The sequence below is a fragment of the Methylomarinovum tepidoasis genome, from assembly GCF_030294985.1.
Taxonomy (GTDB): Bacteria; Pseudomonadota; Gammaproteobacteria; order Methylococcales; family Methylothermaceae; genus Methylohalobius; species Methylohalobius tepidoasis.
In genome coordinates, this window is sequence record NZ_AP024718.1 from 2,109,704 (window position 1) to 2,123,694 (window position 13,991).

At 65.1% G+C, this 13,991-nt stretch carries 15 protein-coding genes; 7 read left to right on the forward strand and 8 right to left on the reverse strand.

What is annotated here, in order from left to right; all coding sequences use genetic code 11:
- The first annotated feature begins 74 nt into the window (after positions 1-74).
- From MIN45_RS10620 to MIN45_RS10630, 3 genes are all read left to right on the forward strand, one after another.
- Positions 75-740, forward strand: a complete 666-nt coding sequence (locus MIN45_RS10620; RefSeq protein WP_286292078.1) for a Crp/Fnr family transcriptional regulator — start codon at positions 75-77, stop codon at positions 738-740.
- A 107-nt stretch (positions 741-847) separates the two neighbouring features.
- Entirely contained in the window at positions 848-1,006 is a 159-nt protein-coding gene (locus MIN45_RS10625; protein ID WP_286292079.1) for a hypothetical protein, read from the forward strand.
- 109 nt (positions 1,007-1,115) lie between these two features.
- Complete coding sequence (locus tag MIN45_RS10630) at positions 1,116-1,493, forward strand: hypothetical protein (RefSeq protein WP_286292080.1); 378 nt, start codon at positions 1,116-1,118, stop codon at positions 1,491-1,493.
- On the opposite strand, the gene MIN45_RS10635 is transcribed toward MIN45_RS10630, so the two are convergent.
- From MIN45_RS10635 to MIN45_RS10670, 8 genes are all read right to left on the reverse strand, one after another.
- Positions 1,442-2,044 carry an ABC-type transport auxiliary lipoprotein family protein gene (locus MIN45_RS10635; RefSeq protein ID WP_286292081.1) on the reverse strand — a complete coding sequence of 201 codons (603 nt, stop codon included), beginning with the start codon at positions 2,042-2,044 and terminating at the stop codon, positions 1,442-1,444. The genes MIN45_RS10630 and MIN45_RS10635 overlap by 52 nt on opposite strands.
- Before the next feature lie 99 nt (positions 2,045-2,143).
- Positions 2,144-2,395, reverse strand: coding sequence for a FitA-like ribbon-helix-helix domain-containing protein (locus MIN45_RS10640; protein WP_286292083.1), 252 nt, complete (start codon positions 2,393-2,395; stop codon positions 2,144-2,146).
- Between the two features lie 77 nt (positions 2,396-2,472).
- Positions 2,473-3,417, reverse strand: coding sequence for an MlaD family protein (locus MIN45_RS10645; protein WP_286292084.1), 945 nt, complete (start codon positions 3,415-3,417; stop codon positions 2,473-2,475).
- Positions 3,402-4,172 carry an ABC transporter ATP-binding protein gene (locus MIN45_RS10650; protein ID WP_286292088.1) on the reverse strand — a complete coding sequence of 257 codons (771 nt, stop codon included), beginning with the start codon at positions 4,170-4,172 and terminating at the stop codon, positions 3,402-3,404. The genes MIN45_RS10645 and MIN45_RS10650 overlap by 16 nt, the downstream gene beginning before the upstream one ends.
- Positions 4,172-5,302, reverse strand: coding sequence for an ABC transporter permease (locus MIN45_RS10655; RefSeq protein ID WP_286292089.1), 1,131 nt, complete (start codon positions 5,300-5,302; stop codon positions 4,172-4,174). Before MIN45_RS10655 ends, MIN45_RS10650 begins: the two co-directional genes overlap by 1 nt.
- Entirely contained in the window at positions 5,289-7,901 is a 2,613-nt protein-coding gene (locus tag MIN45_RS10660; protein ID WP_286292091.1) for a plasma-membrane proton-efflux P-type ATPase, read from the reverse strand. The genes MIN45_RS10655 and MIN45_RS10660 overlap by 14 nt, the downstream gene beginning before the upstream one ends.
- Before the next feature lie 21 nt (positions 7,902-7,922).
- Positions 7,923-8,900, reverse strand: coding sequence for a magnesium/cobalt transporter CorA (corA, locus tag MIN45_RS10665; RefSeq protein ID WP_286292093.1), 978 nt, complete (start codon positions 8,898-8,900; stop codon positions 7,923-7,925).
- 3 nt (positions 8,901-8,903) lie between these two features.
- Positions 8,904-9,542 (reverse strand): MarC family protein, encoded by a 639-nt coding sequence (locus MIN45_RS10670; protein WP_286292094.1) that lies wholly within the window; start codon positions 9,540-9,542, stop codon positions 8,904-8,906.
- Positions 9,543-9,587: 45 nt separating this feature from the next.
- Here MIN45_RS10670 and MIN45_RS10675 point away from each other — a divergent pair, with 45 nt between their 5' ends.
- The 4 genes from MIN45_RS10675 to MIN45_RS10690 are packed head-to-tail and all read left to right on the forward strand — an operon-like array spanning position 9,588 to position 13,990.
- Positions 9,588-10,805 (forward strand): NAD-binding protein, encoded by a 1,218-nt coding sequence (locus MIN45_RS10675; protein WP_286292098.1) that lies wholly within the window; start codon positions 9,588-9,590, stop codon positions 10,803-10,805.
- A complete protein-coding gene (gene pyk, locus MIN45_RS10680; protein ID WP_286292100.1) occupies positions 10,805-12,226 on the forward strand; it encodes a pyruvate kinase in 1,422 nt (473 codons plus the stop codon). The genes MIN45_RS10675 and pyk overlap by 1 nt, the downstream gene beginning before the upstream one ends.
- Positions 12,227-12,284: 58 nt before the next feature.
- Positions 12,285-13,469, forward strand: a complete 1,185-nt coding sequence (locus MIN45_RS10685; RefSeq protein ID WP_286292102.1) for an acetate/propionate family kinase — start codon at positions 12,285-12,287, stop codon at positions 13,467-13,469.
- On the forward strand, positions 13,466-13,990 hold the full coding sequence (locus MIN45_RS10690; protein ID WP_286292103.1) for a Slp family lipoprotein: 525 nt from the start codon (positions 13,466-13,468) through the stop codon (positions 13,988-13,990). Before MIN45_RS10685 ends, MIN45_RS10690 begins: the two co-directional genes overlap by 4 nt.
- Position 13,991: the final 1 nt, after the last annotated feature.

Consider the following 13,991-nt stretch of genomic DNA (forward strand, 5'->3'; position numbering starts at 1 on the left):
AAATTCCAGGCACAATGACACAATCGCCAACAGCCCCTTCTCCACCGTGGAATACCCAACCGACAGGTGTCAGCATGAACGATACCGAACTTGTGCTTTGGCGCCGGCATTTCCCTGACCTCGATCCTGCCGACCCGGCAAACGCCGAGCTGGTGGCGGCGGCGCGCCCGGTGCGGCTGCCACCGAACCAAACCCTGTTCCGTCCCGGATCGTCCTGTCAAAACTACGCGCTGGTGACTTCCGGCCGTATCCGGGTACAGCTTCTGGCCGCCAGTGGCCGCGAGGTCCTGCTCTATCAGGTGGGCCCCGGCGATGCCTGTGTTCTCACCACCGCCTGCCTGCTGGGGCAACGGCCCTATCCCGCGGAAGGTTTCACCGAAACCGAGGTTCACGCCTTCGTCATCGACCACGGAACGTTTCAGAGCACCCTGGAAAGCTCCGAACCGTTCCGGCGCTTCGTGTTCGAAAAGCTTTCCCAGCGCCTGACCGAAGTCATCAACCGTATGGAGACGGTGGCCTTCACCGGAGTCGAACCGCGTCTGGCCCGACGCCTGCTGGAGAGCCCGGAAAGGCGCCTGACGATCACCCACCAGGCCCTGGCCACCGAACTGGGTTGTGCCCGGGAGGTGATTTCGCGCCATCTCAAACGTTTCGAACGCGCCGGCTGGATTCGTCTGACCCGCGGCGGCATCGAGATCCTCGTCCCTGCAGCCCTGGAACATGTTTCCAAGGCTGTGTGACCCGATCACAGACCGGGTCACCACACCTTGCTAATCTGGCCTTCCTCTTCCCGGAGGGCGCCTTCTCGCAGGCGCGACTTGTCAACCATAATAGAGAGGATAGTGCCATGCATTTCATTTCCAGCCTCATCGGCATCAACCTGCTGAGCCCCCATGCGGTTCCCTTCGCCGCTCCCCTGGTGATCGCCGCCTTCACCGGTTTCACCATCGGCGCGATCATCATTTCCCTGATGGATGCAAAACCCGTTTCCCATCAGGAAAACTGATTTCCGACTTCAGTGACGGCCGCCATATGGCGGCCGTCGTTTTTTCCATCCCGACCCATCCAAGACTAAACTGGTAACCGATACGCCTTATCAATCACAGGAATCGGTTATGCGTCCATCCCACCTCGCCCCTGTCTGCCTCTTCATCATGGTACTGCTGCTGGCCGCTTGCACCGGCACGGTGCAGGAAACCCCGCCGCCCCTGACCATCCCGCAAATCATCGCCCTCAGCCGCCAGGGCGAATCCGCTTCGGAAATCATCGCCCGGATTCGCGCCAGTCACACGCTCTACCGCCTACTGCCCAACCAGATCGAACGCTTGCGCCGCGAAGGGGTTCCTGAAGCGGTCATCGACTATATCCAGCGCCAATACCGGCAGGCGGTACGGCGCTATCCGGAGCTGAACGACTGGGAATCCTGGATCCTTTATGAGGGTTACTGGTATGCGACGCCCGACGGTGGCGCGGACGTATGGCTGGAAGAGTGATTTTCCAGCCACGCCCTCAAATCCCGGAAGAACCGTTCCAGCGCCTGCCCGGCGGCGATCGCGGCCCCTTCGGCGGTCGGCCGGGCCGGCTGGTGGTAGCGGAACAGGCGGGAGCCGAGAATCCGGCCACTTCGAGCATCCTGCCAGACGGCCTGCAAGGCCAAGTGCACCCGGCTGCGGCCATCGGCGGCGAAGATCTGTTCCAGTCGCAACAGAGTGATGCTCAGGCGCTGGTCCGCCTCCACCGGCATGCCGGGACGCACCACCGCGCGATAAGGCAGATGCGGCGCCAGGGTTTCCATCACCGCCCGGTCGAGCAGCTCGGCGGGTGGTGCCAGCCAGCGGTGGCGGGCATAGTGAGACACCTCCGGTCCCTCACGCCGGTAAAGGATTTCGACCCCCTGCAGCGAAGCAGCCGCCGTGACCGGATCGAACCGCAACACCTTTTCCCCCGCGACAGGCGGCATCTCCTGCAGCGGCGCTGCCTCCAGGCTCAGCAGGCGCTGAGGCTGGGGACGCTGGGGCAACAGTGAGCAGCCCGCCAGCAGCATCGCCAGCGCGAAAAAAGAAAGAAATCGCCACCCTTTTTGGCCCAGCTCTGCGCAGAAACCCCGTGTCATGAAATCAGGTCCGTCAACAACACTACGCTTTCAGGAAAACAGCGGTGTAGTTTCCGAAATCGCTTTCAGAATCTCTTCCGGAGAGACGGCGTCCGCTGGAATCCGGGGGCGGATACTGCGCAACCGCGCCAGCCGATCTTCCGGAGAAATTGGCTTCGGCTTGAGGATCTGTTCCAGGCAGTGAATTAATTCACTGTTGATGGAACGGTGATGTGCTTTCGCAGCCGCCTTGAGCCGCTCGTAAAGATCATCGGGGATGTTCTTCAGGGTGATCGTCGCCATGATGCTGCACTTTACTTCGTTTTGAAACCATTATGGTTCTCCGAAAGTCCGATTTCAAACGGCCGGCCGGGTTCTGCTCATTCCCCAGGCCCCGGCGGTGGCTGCGGCGGGCCGTAGATCAGGGCGTTGGGATTCTGGCTGAGGCGGCGGGTCAGGCGGCGCAGCTCACGGGCGCTGGCGCCCACCTCCAGGCTCAGGCGCTGGATTTCCGCTTCCAGGGTGAGAATCGCCTGATGCAGGTCACGGCCGGTGGCGGTGCTGGTCCGCTCCAGCTCCCGGCCCAGACGGGTGACGACGGTGGCCGCCTGGGTCAGTTGCGCCGCCAGACGGTCGTAATCGGTCAGCAGGCGGTTGAGATGACGGCTCAGTTGCGGCAGCGATTCGCCCGCCGCGGCCAGGTCGCGGCTGAACCGGGCCGTTTCGGTCAGCAGGCGATCCAGATTTCCCCGATTCCGGGCCAAAGTGGCGGTCACTTCATCGAGATTGGCCAGAATGTGATGCAGCGCCTGGATGTTTTCCTGATCGAGCACCGCCGCCAGCCGCGCCCCGAGCTCGTCGATTCGCGCCGCGGCCCGGCTGACGGCTTCATCGAGGCGGCCGGCCGGCGAGGGGCGGGTGGGGATCACCGCCGTCCGGCCGTCCGGCAGCGGGCTGGCCAACGGCCGGCCGTGGGCACCCCCTTCCAGCTCCACGAAGGCGATGCCGGTCAGCCCCTGAAACTTGAGGATGGCATAGGTGTCGGTGCGGACCGGTGTGCCTTCGGCGATGTCCAGGCGCACCTGTACCCGGGTGGGATCGGCCGGATCGAGGGACAGCGCCCGCACCAGACCCACGTCGACCCCCCGGTATTTGACCGCGGCGCTGGGATTGAGCCCGGCCACCGACTCGTGGAAATAGGCCAGATACGGGCGGTAGCGGGTCACCCCCAGATCGGAGGCCAGCCACAGGCCGGCGACGATGGCGGCTGCCGTCAGCACCAGCACGAACAGGCCCACCAGGACGTAGTTCACCTTGGTTTCCATTCCCCCCCTCTCCGCGTGTGGCGGGCGGCGAAATAGGCGGCGACGGCCGGATGCGGGTGGTGGACCAGCTCCCGGATGGGGGCCACCGCCACCAGCCGGTGTCCGGCGAGAAAGGCCACCCGGTCGGTGGCGTTCCACAGGGTGTCGAGATCGTGGGTCACCATCACCACCGTAAGATCGAGCAGGGATTTGAGCTCGACCACCAGCGCGTCGAAGGCGCCGGCGGTGACCGGGTCCAGGCCGGAAGTGGGCTCGTCGAGGAACAGCACCTCGGGATCGAGCACCAGGGTCCGGGCCAGGGCGGCGCGCTTGACCATGCCGCCGGACAGCTGACGCGGATACTTGGCGGCGTCCCCGGCCTCCAGACCGGCCAGCTCGATCTTGAGCATCACGAGTTCCCGCTTGAGGAAAGCCGGCAGACGGGTGTGCTCGTCCAGGGGGAAACGCACGTTCTCGAACACCGTCAGGCTGCTGAACAAGGCCCCGTTCTGGAACATGAACCCCAGACGCAGGCGCAAGTGGCGCTCGGCCTCCCCGCTCAGACGGCGGGCGTCGCAGCCGAACAGACGGATCTGACCCGACGTGGGTCGGTGCAGCAGCGCCATGGTGCGCAGCAGCACGCTCTTGCCGCTCCCCGAGGCGCCGATGATGGCGAGGATCTCGCCGCGGCGGACGGTCAGGTCGATGCCTTCGTGGACCACCGTGGCGCCAAAGCGGTTGTGGACGTCCTTCAGTTCGATGACCGCCTCGTCCATCACAGATCCAGCTTGTTGAACAGAATGGAAAACAGGGCATCGACCACGATCACCAGAAAGATGCTCTGCACCACGCTGCGGGTGGTGGCGTAACCGACGCTGGTGGCCCCGCCCCGCACCCGGAAGCCCTGGTGGCAGCCGATGGCGGTGATGAGAAAAGCGAACACCGGCGCCTTCACCAGACCGACCCAGAAGGAACTGGGCATGAGGAAGGTCTGGGGCAGGCGCTCCAGATAATCCCTCAACCCCACTCCGAACAGCAGATCGGACACCACGACGCCGCCCAGGATACCGGTGAAATCGGCGAACACGATCAAAAGCGGCATCGCCACCAACATCGCCGCCAACTTGGGCAGGGCGAGGATCTCCACCGGCTCCAGCGCCAGGCTGCGCAGGGCGTCCACCTCCTCGGTGATCTTCATGGCGCCGATCTCGGCGGTGTAGGAGGAACCGGTGCGGCCGGCCATGATGATCGCGGTCACCAGCGGGGCGATCTCGCGCAGGATGGTCAGGCCCACCAGATCGACGATGTAGATATTGGCCCCGTACCGGCTCAGGGGGTCGCCTCCCTGGTAGGCGATCACCACCCCCATCAGAAACGACAGCAGGCCGACGATGAACAGGGCGTTGACACCGGCCCGCTGCGTTTCCGCCAGCAGCGCCCGCCAGCGGATGCGCCAGGGGCGCAGCAGCCAGCCCAGCCCTGCAAGCGCCAGGCGGCCGACGAAGGCCAGAAATCCCAACCCGTCGTCGATCACCTCGCAGACCGCCCGCCCCAGATGCGCCAGCCAGCGGGGCGACGGAATGGCCGGAGGCGGGGGAAGCTCCCGTTCCACCAGCGCCAGCAGCCGGCAGCGGGCCTCGCCGAAACCTTCCAGGGTCACGCCGATTCCCGCCTGGCGCAGCCGCGCCCTTAGATCGACGATGGCCCGGGCTCCGGCGGAATCCAAGGCCATCAGTTCACTGCCGTCGATGCACAGCGTCCGCCCCCGCTTGACGGGCAGGCGTTCCGGCAGCTCCCCCGGCAGGCACAACACGGTCCAGGCGCCGGTCAGATACAGGCGGTCACCGTCGAGACGCCAGCCCGCCGGCGCCGGAACCGACCGTTTGATCCACTCACACCCAACCACGCCGCCGCATCACCCGGTAGGCCCACACTTTGACGGCATCGATCAGCAGCATCCAGACGAAATAATAGCCGATGAAGAACAGAGCGAAATCCCAGCCCACCGGAACCATGAACCAGCCGTAGACCGCCATCAGCACCCCGATCACCCCGGTGGAGAGGTTGGCCGCCAGCAGCTGCCAGGAGGGAAACGGCCGGGTCCAGAGGAAGCGGTCGTAGCTGCGGGTGATGAAGATGGTGGTGTGACCGGCGATGACCAGTTTGAGGAAGATCGCCGAACGGATGAACTCCATCGAATAATGGAAATAGTGCACCAGCGCGAACAGCACCAGGAACGAAGACACCAGCCCCAGCACCCCCATCAGCGAGGCGATGCCCAGCACCTCGATGAAGTTCCAGCGCACCGGGCGCTGCGCCAGTTTGACGTTGTCGGTAGCGATGGCGAGGATGGGAATGTCGTTGAGCAACGCCAGAATGATGATCATGATGGCGGTGACCGGATAGAAGTTGAACACCGTGATCGCCAGGGTCAAAAACAGAATCAGGCGGATGGTTTCGTTGATGCGGTAGATGGTGTACGCCTTCATGCGCTCGAAGGTGCGCCGCGCCACCTTGATGCCGTCGATGATCACCGACAGCCCCGGCTCCAGCAGCACCACGTCGGCGGCGGCACGGGCGGCGTCGGTGGCGCCGGCCACGGCGATGCCGGCATCGGCCTTCCTCAAGGCCGGGGCGTCGTTGACCCCGTCGCCGGTCATGCCGACGATATGGCCGCCCTTCTGCAGTTCTTCGACGATGAAGTACTTGTCCTCTGGGAACACCTGGGCGAAACCGCCGGCCCGCTCGATTAGGGCGATGATTTCCGATTCGTGCTTGCGCACCAGTTCGCGCTGGGCTTCGGTCTTGACCAGGACATCCTCGAGGCGCTGCAGCACCTTGCGGGCGGCACGGCGGATCTCCTTGTCGCTGGCATCGGGCTTGAGTTCGGCATAGAGCGTTTCGGTGAGGATCTGGGCCACCAGGAACAGCTCGTGTTCGACCCCGGCGTGGAATTCCTTGATGTCGTAGACCTCCCCTTCGATCCCCAGCATGCGGGCGATCTGGCGGGCGATGGCCACGTTGTCGCCGGTGACCATCTTGACGTCCACCCCCATTCGGCGGGCCTCGGCGATGGTGGGGGCCGAATCCTCCCGCGGCGGGTCGTAGAAAGGGATCAGCCCCACCAGCTCGTAGGTTTCGCCGTCGTCGCGGCTGATGGCCACCGCGATGGTGCGGTAACCCTTTTCGGCAAATGCCTCCACCTTTTCCTGGGCCTGTTCGAGCACCTCCTCGTGGTGGTTGACCTGTTCGCACAGGGAGAAGATCACCTGGGGCGCGCCCTTGACCACCCGCAGCCGTTCCCCGCTGCGTTCCACCCGCGCCTCGGTACGCTTGCGGATCGGATCGAAAGGGATGAAATCCAGCTGTTTCCAGGCCGTCAGCCGGTTGCGCAACCCCATCTCCTCCAGCTTGCGGAAGATCGGAACCTCCAGTGGGTCCTGGTTTTCCTCGCGGCTGGCCAGCGCGGCATAGAGCAGCAGGTCTTCCAGCTGATAGACGTGGAAGGTGACCGGCTCGGTGATCTCCATGCGGTTCTGGGTCAGCGTACCGGTCTTGTCGCTGCAGAGGATGTCCATGCCGGCCATCTCCTCGATCGCCGCCAACCGGCTGACCACGGCGTTGCGACGCGCCATCCGCAACGCCCCGGCGGCCATGGTGACCGACAGCACCGCCGGTAGGGCCACCGGAATCGAGGCCACCACCAGCACCAGGGTGAAGCGCACCATCTCCAGCATCGGATCGTGGCGCCGGTAGGCCGCCGCCAGAATGGCCAAAGCAAGGACGATGGTGACGGCGATGAGGAAGTTGGCGATGGTCATCACCGCCTGCTGGAAATGGCTGCGCTCTTCGCGCTCGGCCTTGGCCACCAGCGCGACGGTCTTGCCGAAATAGGTGTTGAGGCCGGTGGCGGTGACCACCCCGGTCATCTCCCCCGCCTTGACCACGGCGTTGCTGTAGGCGAGATCACCGGGTTTTTTCTCCACCGGCAGGGACTCGCCGGTCAGGGCCGACAGGTCCAGCAGCAGGTAATCCCCTTCCTTGAGCTGGACGTCGGCGGGGACGATGTCACCGATCTTGAGCTTGACCACGTCCCCCGGCACCAGCTCGCGGGCGGGAATGATCTTCCATTTGCCCTCGCGCAGCGCCAGGGCGGTCTTGGAAAGCTTCTGCTTGAGGACCTTGAGGGCGCTGATGGCCTTGGATTCCTGGCGGAAGTCGATGTAGGCGTTGACCAGCAGCAGGGTGACGATGATGGCGAAATCCTCCCACTTCTGCACCAGCGCCGAGAGGATGGCGGCGATCTCGATCATCCACGGGATCGGCCCCCAAAAACGCTTGAACAGGCGCACCCAGAAGGAGGGCTCCTTCTCCGGAATCTCGTTGGGGCCGAAGATCTCCAGCCGGCGCCGGGCCTCGGCCTCGCTCAGGCCGGTACGCAGATTGGTATCGAGCAGATTGTCGATGGATACCGGGTGGTCTTTTTTACGCTTGCGTCCGAACATCGGTCCTCCTTCCAGGTGGGGTCAAAGCCAGCCTTTGCGCCGGAACCAGATCAGCATCCCTAAGGCGATCACGAGACAGACGCCCAGCACGGCAGGATAACCGTAACGCCACTCCAGCTCCGGCATGTATTTGAAATTCATGCCGTAGACGCCGACGATGAAGGTCAGGGGCATGAAGATGGTGGCGAACACGGTCAGCACCCGCATGATCTCGTTGGTGCGCATGCTGGCGCTGGAGAGATAGATGTCGAGCAGGTTGGCGCTGGTGTCGGCCAGGGTCTGGAGCAAATCGGCGATCTGGTGGGCGTGATCGAGACAGTCACGTAGATAGACCCGCACCGTCTCGCCGATCCACTCGTCGGCCTCGCGTACCAGCCTGCCAAGGGTTTCGCGCTGGGGCCAGGCGCTGCGGCGCAGCAGCAGGATATCGTGGCGCAGGCGGTAGATGTCTCCCAAGGCATGGCGGTCGGGGTTGACAATGAGGTTCTCCTCCAGCACCTCCATCTGGTCATCGAGCTGCTCCAGGACCGGAAAGGCGCCATCGACGGCCACGTCCACCAGGACGTAGAACAGGTAGTCCAGGTCCGAGCGCCGCAGCCGATCGTGGCCATTTTGACGCAGACGGCGCACGATGGCGTCGAAGGGATCGCGATCTCCCTCGAACACCGTCACCAGATGATTGCGGTGCAGCGAGATGTAGAGCTGGCGCAGCACCACCCGGCCGTGCACCAGGACCGGCACGTTGAGCACCACGAACAGATGGTCCTCGTAGGGTTCCATCTTGGGACGCTGCTCTCCTTCGAGGATGTCCTCCTGGGCCAGGGGGTGAAGACCGAGAACCTCACCGTAACGCCGCATCCACAGCACCCCAGGGCGTCCCTGGATGCGGATCCAGTTGACCCGGTCGGTGTGGCGCCACTCACGCAACGCATCCAACGCCTCGTCACCGCGCTCGATGCAATGCTGGGCGTCGAAGCTGTATCCCTGGACTTTGGGCATCGACTATTCCGGCAGCAGCCCCAGCACCAACGCCACCCCGCCCTCGGCCAGAATCTGCACGCCGATGGCGGCCAACAGCAGCCCCATGATGCGGACCATGATGTTGAGACCGGTCACCCCCAGGGCGCTGCCGATGGGCTCGGCCAGATGCAGGACGATCCAGACGATCACCGCGACGGCGGCCACACACAGGCTCAGCCACAGGCGATCCAGGATCGAGGCCACCTGATGGGCGATGACGATCACCAGGCTGATGGCGCCGGGCCCGGCCATCAGGGGAATGCCCAGGGGCACCACGCCGATGGCCTCGCGCTCGCTGGCCTCGGCGGCCTCGTCCTCGGTATGGGCGGCATGACTCTGACGGGCGTGAAGCATGGCGATGGCCATCAGAATGATGAGCAGCCCACCGCCGACCCGGAAGGCGGGAATTCCGATCCCGAAAAATCGCAACACCACATCTCCGCCCCACAGCGCCGCCAGCAGCACCAACAGAACCGTCAGGGCGGCGGTGCGGGCGATGGCATGGCGTTCCTCATGGGAACGGTCGGAAGTCAGGGCGAGAAACACCGGCACCGCTCCCATGGGATTGACGATGGCGAGAAACCCGATGAAAGCCTGCAGATAGAATCCGTACTCCGGCATCGCAAATGCTGTATCGCAACGGCAAGGACGCTTAGAATACCACCCATGCCCCGCCGTTTGCGCCATCTACGCCGTTTTTTGTCCCGCTGGCAAGCCAGCGCCGGATACCTGAACCGCACGCTGGCGCTGGAAACCTGGTTCCCCCATCTCCCTCTGGGCCTGGCGGTAGGACTGTTGGGGGTGGTCCATCTGCTGCCGCCGCTGATCCGGGCCCTGGGGCTGCGGTTCTATTCCCAGACTCTCACCACCCTGACCCTGAATCTGGTCAACGTCGGTCTGGCCGGGCTGCCCCAGATCGGCGTCGGGCTGTTTCTGGTTTCGATGTCGGTGGGCCTGCTGCTGCGCTCGCGCCTGGCCTGGGTGACCACGGTCCTGGCCCTGGGCGCGGGCATCGTGCTGCTGCTGCTCCAGCCCGGCGATCACTTGCACGACTGGCTGCTGCCCTACAGCGTCGTCCTCCTGATCGGCCTGCTGCTGAGCTTCCGCCACTTCGACCGCAGCAGCCTGGCCACCGCCACCCTGTTCGCCTTCACCTGCCTGACCGTTCTGGTCGGCTACGGCGTCGTCGGCAGCTATCTCCTCGGCGATCTGTTCCAGCCGCCGATCCGCACCCTGGAGCAGGCCCTTTACTTCACCATCGAAACCCTGTCCACCGTCGGTTACGGCGACATCGTCGCCCAGGCCCCCCAGGCGCGTCTGTTTCTGGTTTCCCTCATCAGCGCCGGCATGGTGGCGGTGGCGAGCATTTTCGGCGCCATTCTCGTTCCCCTCATCAGCCGCCAGATGGAGGCCCTGTTCCATCGGAGGAAACCTATGAACCGCAAGGATCACTACATCATCGTCGGCGCCAGCGCTCTGGCCTACAACACCTTTCAGGAGCTGTGCCGCCGCGGCGAGAAGATCACCTTCATCCTCCGCCGCGAGCCGGAAGGCACCCCTTACAGCGACCTGGACGTGGTCGTCGGCGACGCCAGCGACATCGAGGTGCTCAAACAGGCCGGCGGCGAACAGGCCAAGGCGATCCTGGCCCTGACCGACGATGATTCGGAAAACGCCTTCATCGTGCTCGCCGCCAAGGAACTGGGAAAGGTGCGCACCATCGCCGCCGTCAACGACGCCCGCAATCTCAAGCGCCTGCGCCGGGTCAAACCCAATCTCGTCATCGCCCCGCCGGTGCTCGGCGGCGAGCTTCTGGCCATGGCCCTAAGCGGGGAAACCATCGATTCCAAGCGCCTGATGCAGCTGTTGATGGGCTCGATTTGATGAAACCCACCGGCCACAAAACCAAGATCGTCGCCACCATCGGCCCGGCTTCGGATACCGTCACCTGCCTGATCCACATGCTCCGCGCCGGAATGCGAGTGGCCCGCCTCAACCTGGCCCACGGCGATCCCGACCGCCACGCCCGCACCATCGACCGCATTCGCCGCGCCAGCGCCCGCAGCGGCCATCCGGTGGCCATCCTCGCCGATCTGCCCGGTCCCAAACTGCGTATCGGTCCTTTGGATCCCGATCCGGTGGTGCTGGCACGGGGACAGACTTTCGTGCTCACTACCGACCCCATCATCGGTGACGCCCGGCGGGCCAGCCTGCCCCTGTCGGAACTGCCCCGCGCCGTCCGCCCCGGTGACGCCGTCTTCCTCAACGACGGCTTCATCGAGCTACGGGTGGAGACGGTACGCGGCAACGAGGTCCACTGCCGGGTGGTGGTCGGCGGTGAGCTGCGTTCCCACAAGGGCGTCAACATTCCCAAGCTGCGGATTCCCCTGCCGGCCTTCACCGAGCAGGACCACCGTTTGCTGGCCTTCGCCTGCGAGCAAGGCGTGGACGCGGTCAGCATCTCCTTCGTCGCCTCGGCCGGGGACGTGCTGCGGGTGCGCCAGGCAGCCCAGGATCTGGGAGCGGCCCCTTACCTCATCGCCAAGATCGAACGTGCCGCCGCCTTGGAACAGATCGACGCCATCCTCGCCGCCACCGACGGCATCATGATCGCCCGCGGCGATCTGGGCGTGGAGACGCCGATCGAAACCATCGCCTTGACCCAGAAGCGTCTGATCCGTAAAGCCAACGCGGCGGGCAAGCCGGTCATCACCGCCACCCAGATGCTCGAATCCATGACCGTCCACAGCCGTCCCACCCGCGCCGAGGCCACCGATGTGGCCAACGCGGTCCTCGACGGTACCGACGCAGTGATGCTGTCGGAGGAATCGGCCCTGGGGCGGTTTCCGGTGGAAGCGGTGCGGATGCTGGGGCGCATCGCCCGCCACGCCGAGGCGGAACGGGAACGCCGCATCACCCTACCGCAACCGGGGCGGCGGAAGAACGTGCAGGAAGTCATCGCCCTGGACGTGGCCACCACCGTCCTGCACCTGGGCATCCGCCATGTCTTCACCCCCACGGAAACCGGCGCCACCGCCCGCCGCATCGCCCGCTTCCATCTGCCGGCCTGGACCATCGCCCTCTCCCCCCATCCGGCCACCTGCCAGCGGTTGCTGTTCAGCTACGGCGTCCATCCGGTCCATACCGGCGAAAACGGGCGGGAATGGCGCCTGATCGCCTGCGACTGGCTTCACCGCCACGGTATCCGCAAGGGACCGGTCCTCCTCACCCAAGGCCCATCCCTCGGCCATCCCGGAGAGACCAACCGGCTGGAGATCATCGACCGGATCGAATGTCCGGCATAAGGATTTACAATCGTCCGCCTTTGCTGTCACCATAGGGCAAACATCCCTGGAGGCGACCATGTCCCTGCTGGTTCTCAACTGCGGCAGTTCCTCGATCAAATTCGCCCTGTTCGATCCTGCCACCCTGGAGCGTCGCCTGGCGGGGGAAATCGAGGCCATCGGCACCGCCGAAGGCCGGATACAGGTGCACGGGGAACACCGGCTCGACCAGCACGTACGGCTGGCGGATCACCATCAGGCCCTGGTGCGGCTCACGACCCTGCTGGGACAATGGCGAATCGTTCCCCGCGCCGTCGGCCACCGGGTGGTCCACGGCGGCGAGCGTTTCCATGAAACCGTGATCGTGGACGACGCCGTGCTGGCGGCGATCGAAGCCACCACGGCGCTGGCGCCGCTGCACAATCCGGTCAATCTGGAAGGCATCCGCGTGGCGCAGGAACTGTGGCCCCAGGCGCTCCAGATCGCCGCCTTCGACACCGCCTTTCACCAGAGTCTGCCGCCGGAGGCGTTCCGCTACGCCGTCCCCAGCGCCTGGTATCCGGCCCACGGCGTGCGCCGCTACGGCTTTCACGGCCTGTCCCACGCCTACGTCACCCGGCGGGCGGCCGAGTGGCTAGGCAAAGCGCCGGCGGACTTCAACGCCATTTCCCTGCACTTGGGCAACGGCGCCAGTGCCTGCGCGATCGAAAACGGCAAAAGCATCGACACTTCCATGGGCCTGACGCCGCTGGAAGGACTGGTGATGGGAACCCGCCCCGGTGACCTGGATCCCGGCGTGCTGTTGCACCTGCTGCGCCGGGGCCTGACGGCCGCCGCCCTGGACGAGGCGCTCAATCATGCCAGCGGCCTCAAGGGTCTGTGCGGTCATGCCGACATGCGCGAAGTCCGGCAGGCGGCCGCCGCCGGCGATGAGGACGCCCGGGTGGCGCTGACGGTCTTCTGCCGCCGGGTGAGGAAATACATCGGCGCCTACCTGGCTTTACTGGGCCGGATCGACGCTCTGATCTTCACCGCCGGCATCGGCCAGCACAGCCCCGAAGTCCGTGCCCGCTGTCTCGAAGGGCTGGAAGAGCTGGGGCTCGTCCTCGACCCCGAGCGCAACCGCCAAACCGACGGCCGCACCCTCGCCCCGATCCACCATCCGGAGGCGAAAACCGCCATTCTCGTCGTTCCCACCGACGAAGCCTGGCAGATCGCCCACGACATGCAAATTCTGTTGCGCCACGCAGGAGGTATTTCGTGAAAGCCTTCGTTATCTGGCTCGGGCTGCTGTCCCTGCTGGCAGGCTGCGCCGGCCTGCCACCGGAACTTCAGGGCCAGGCCGCGCCCCTGTCGCTGGCCCAGGTCCAGGCCGAACCGGAGAAATACCGGGGCCAGACGGTGCGCTGGGGCGGCACCATCCTTCAGGTGAAAAACGCTGCCGAGGCCACCCGGATTCAGATCCTCGCCCGCCCTCTCGACCGCTCGGGACGGCCCCGGGAAGACGGCGAACCGCTGGGCCGCTTCATGGCCACGACCCCGGCCTTCCTGGACCCGGCCATCTACCTGCCGGGGCGGGAGCTGACCGTCCTCGGCACGGTGACCGGCAGCACGGAGATCAGCGTGGGCGAACGCAAGCTCCGCATTCCCCTGATCGCCGCAAAAAGCTGGCACCTTTGGCCCCGGCGGGAAAAGCAATCCCCGCCTCCGGTCTATCCCACCTGGTATTGGTGGTATGACTTCTGGTGGTGGTACTATCCCTGGGGTCCCTGTTGCTGGTACTGAG

What these genes read in the sequence shown, in the direction of transcription:
- MIN45_RS10620 (WP_286292078.1), top strand. Translation starts at nt 75, where the DNA reads ATGAACGATACCGAACTTGTGCTTTGGCGCCGGCATTTCCCTGACCTC.
- MIN45_RS10625 (WP_286292079.1), top strand. Translation starts at nt 848, where the DNA reads ATGCATTTCATTTCCAGCCTCATCGGCATCAACCTGCTGAGCCCCCAT.
- MIN45_RS10630 (WP_286292080.1), top strand. Translation starts at nt 1,116, where the DNA reads ATGCGTCCATCCCACCTCGCCCCTGTCTGCCTCTTCATCATGGTACTG.
- MIN45_RS10635 (WP_286292081.1), bottom strand. Translation starts at nt 2,044, where the DNA reads ATGCTGCTGGCGGGCTGCTCACTGTTGCCCCAGCGTCCCCAGCCTCAG.
- MIN45_RS10640 (WP_286292083.1), bottom strand. Translation starts at nt 2,395, where the DNA reads ATGGCGACGATCACCCTGAAGAACATCCCCGATGATCTTTACGAGCGG.
- MIN45_RS10645 (WP_286292084.1), bottom strand. Translation starts at nt 3,417, where the DNA reads ATGGAAACCAAGGTGAACTACGTCCTGGTGGGCCTGTTCGTGCTGGTG.
- MIN45_RS10650 (WP_286292088.1), bottom strand. Translation starts at nt 4,172, where the DNA reads ATGGACGAGGCGGTCATCGAACTGAAGGACGTCCACAACCGCTTTGGC.
- MIN45_RS10660 (WP_286292091.1), bottom strand. Translation starts at nt 7,901, where the DNA reads ATGTTCGGACGCAAGCGTAAAAAAGACCACCCGGTATCCATCGACAAT.
- corA (WP_286292093.1), bottom strand. Translation starts at nt 8,900, where the DNA reads ATGCCCAAAGTCCAGGGATACAGCTTCGACGCCCAGCATTGCATCGAG.
- MIN45_RS10670 (WP_286292094.1), bottom strand. Translation starts at nt 9,542, where the DNA reads ATGCCGGAGTACGGATTCTATCTGCAGGCTTTCATCGGGTTTCTCGCC.
- MIN45_RS10675 (WP_286292098.1), top strand. Translation starts at nt 9,588, where the DNA reads ATGCCCCGCCGTTTGCGCCATCTACGCCGTTTTTTGTCCCGCTGGCAA.
- pyk (WP_286292100.1), top strand. Translation starts at nt 10,805, where the DNA reads ATGAAACCCACCGGCCACAAAACCAAGATCGTCGCCACCATCGGCCCG.
- MIN45_RS10685 (WP_286292102.1), top strand. Translation starts at nt 12,285, where the DNA reads ATGTCCCTGCTGGTTCTCAACTGCGGCAGTTCCTCGATCAAATTCGCC.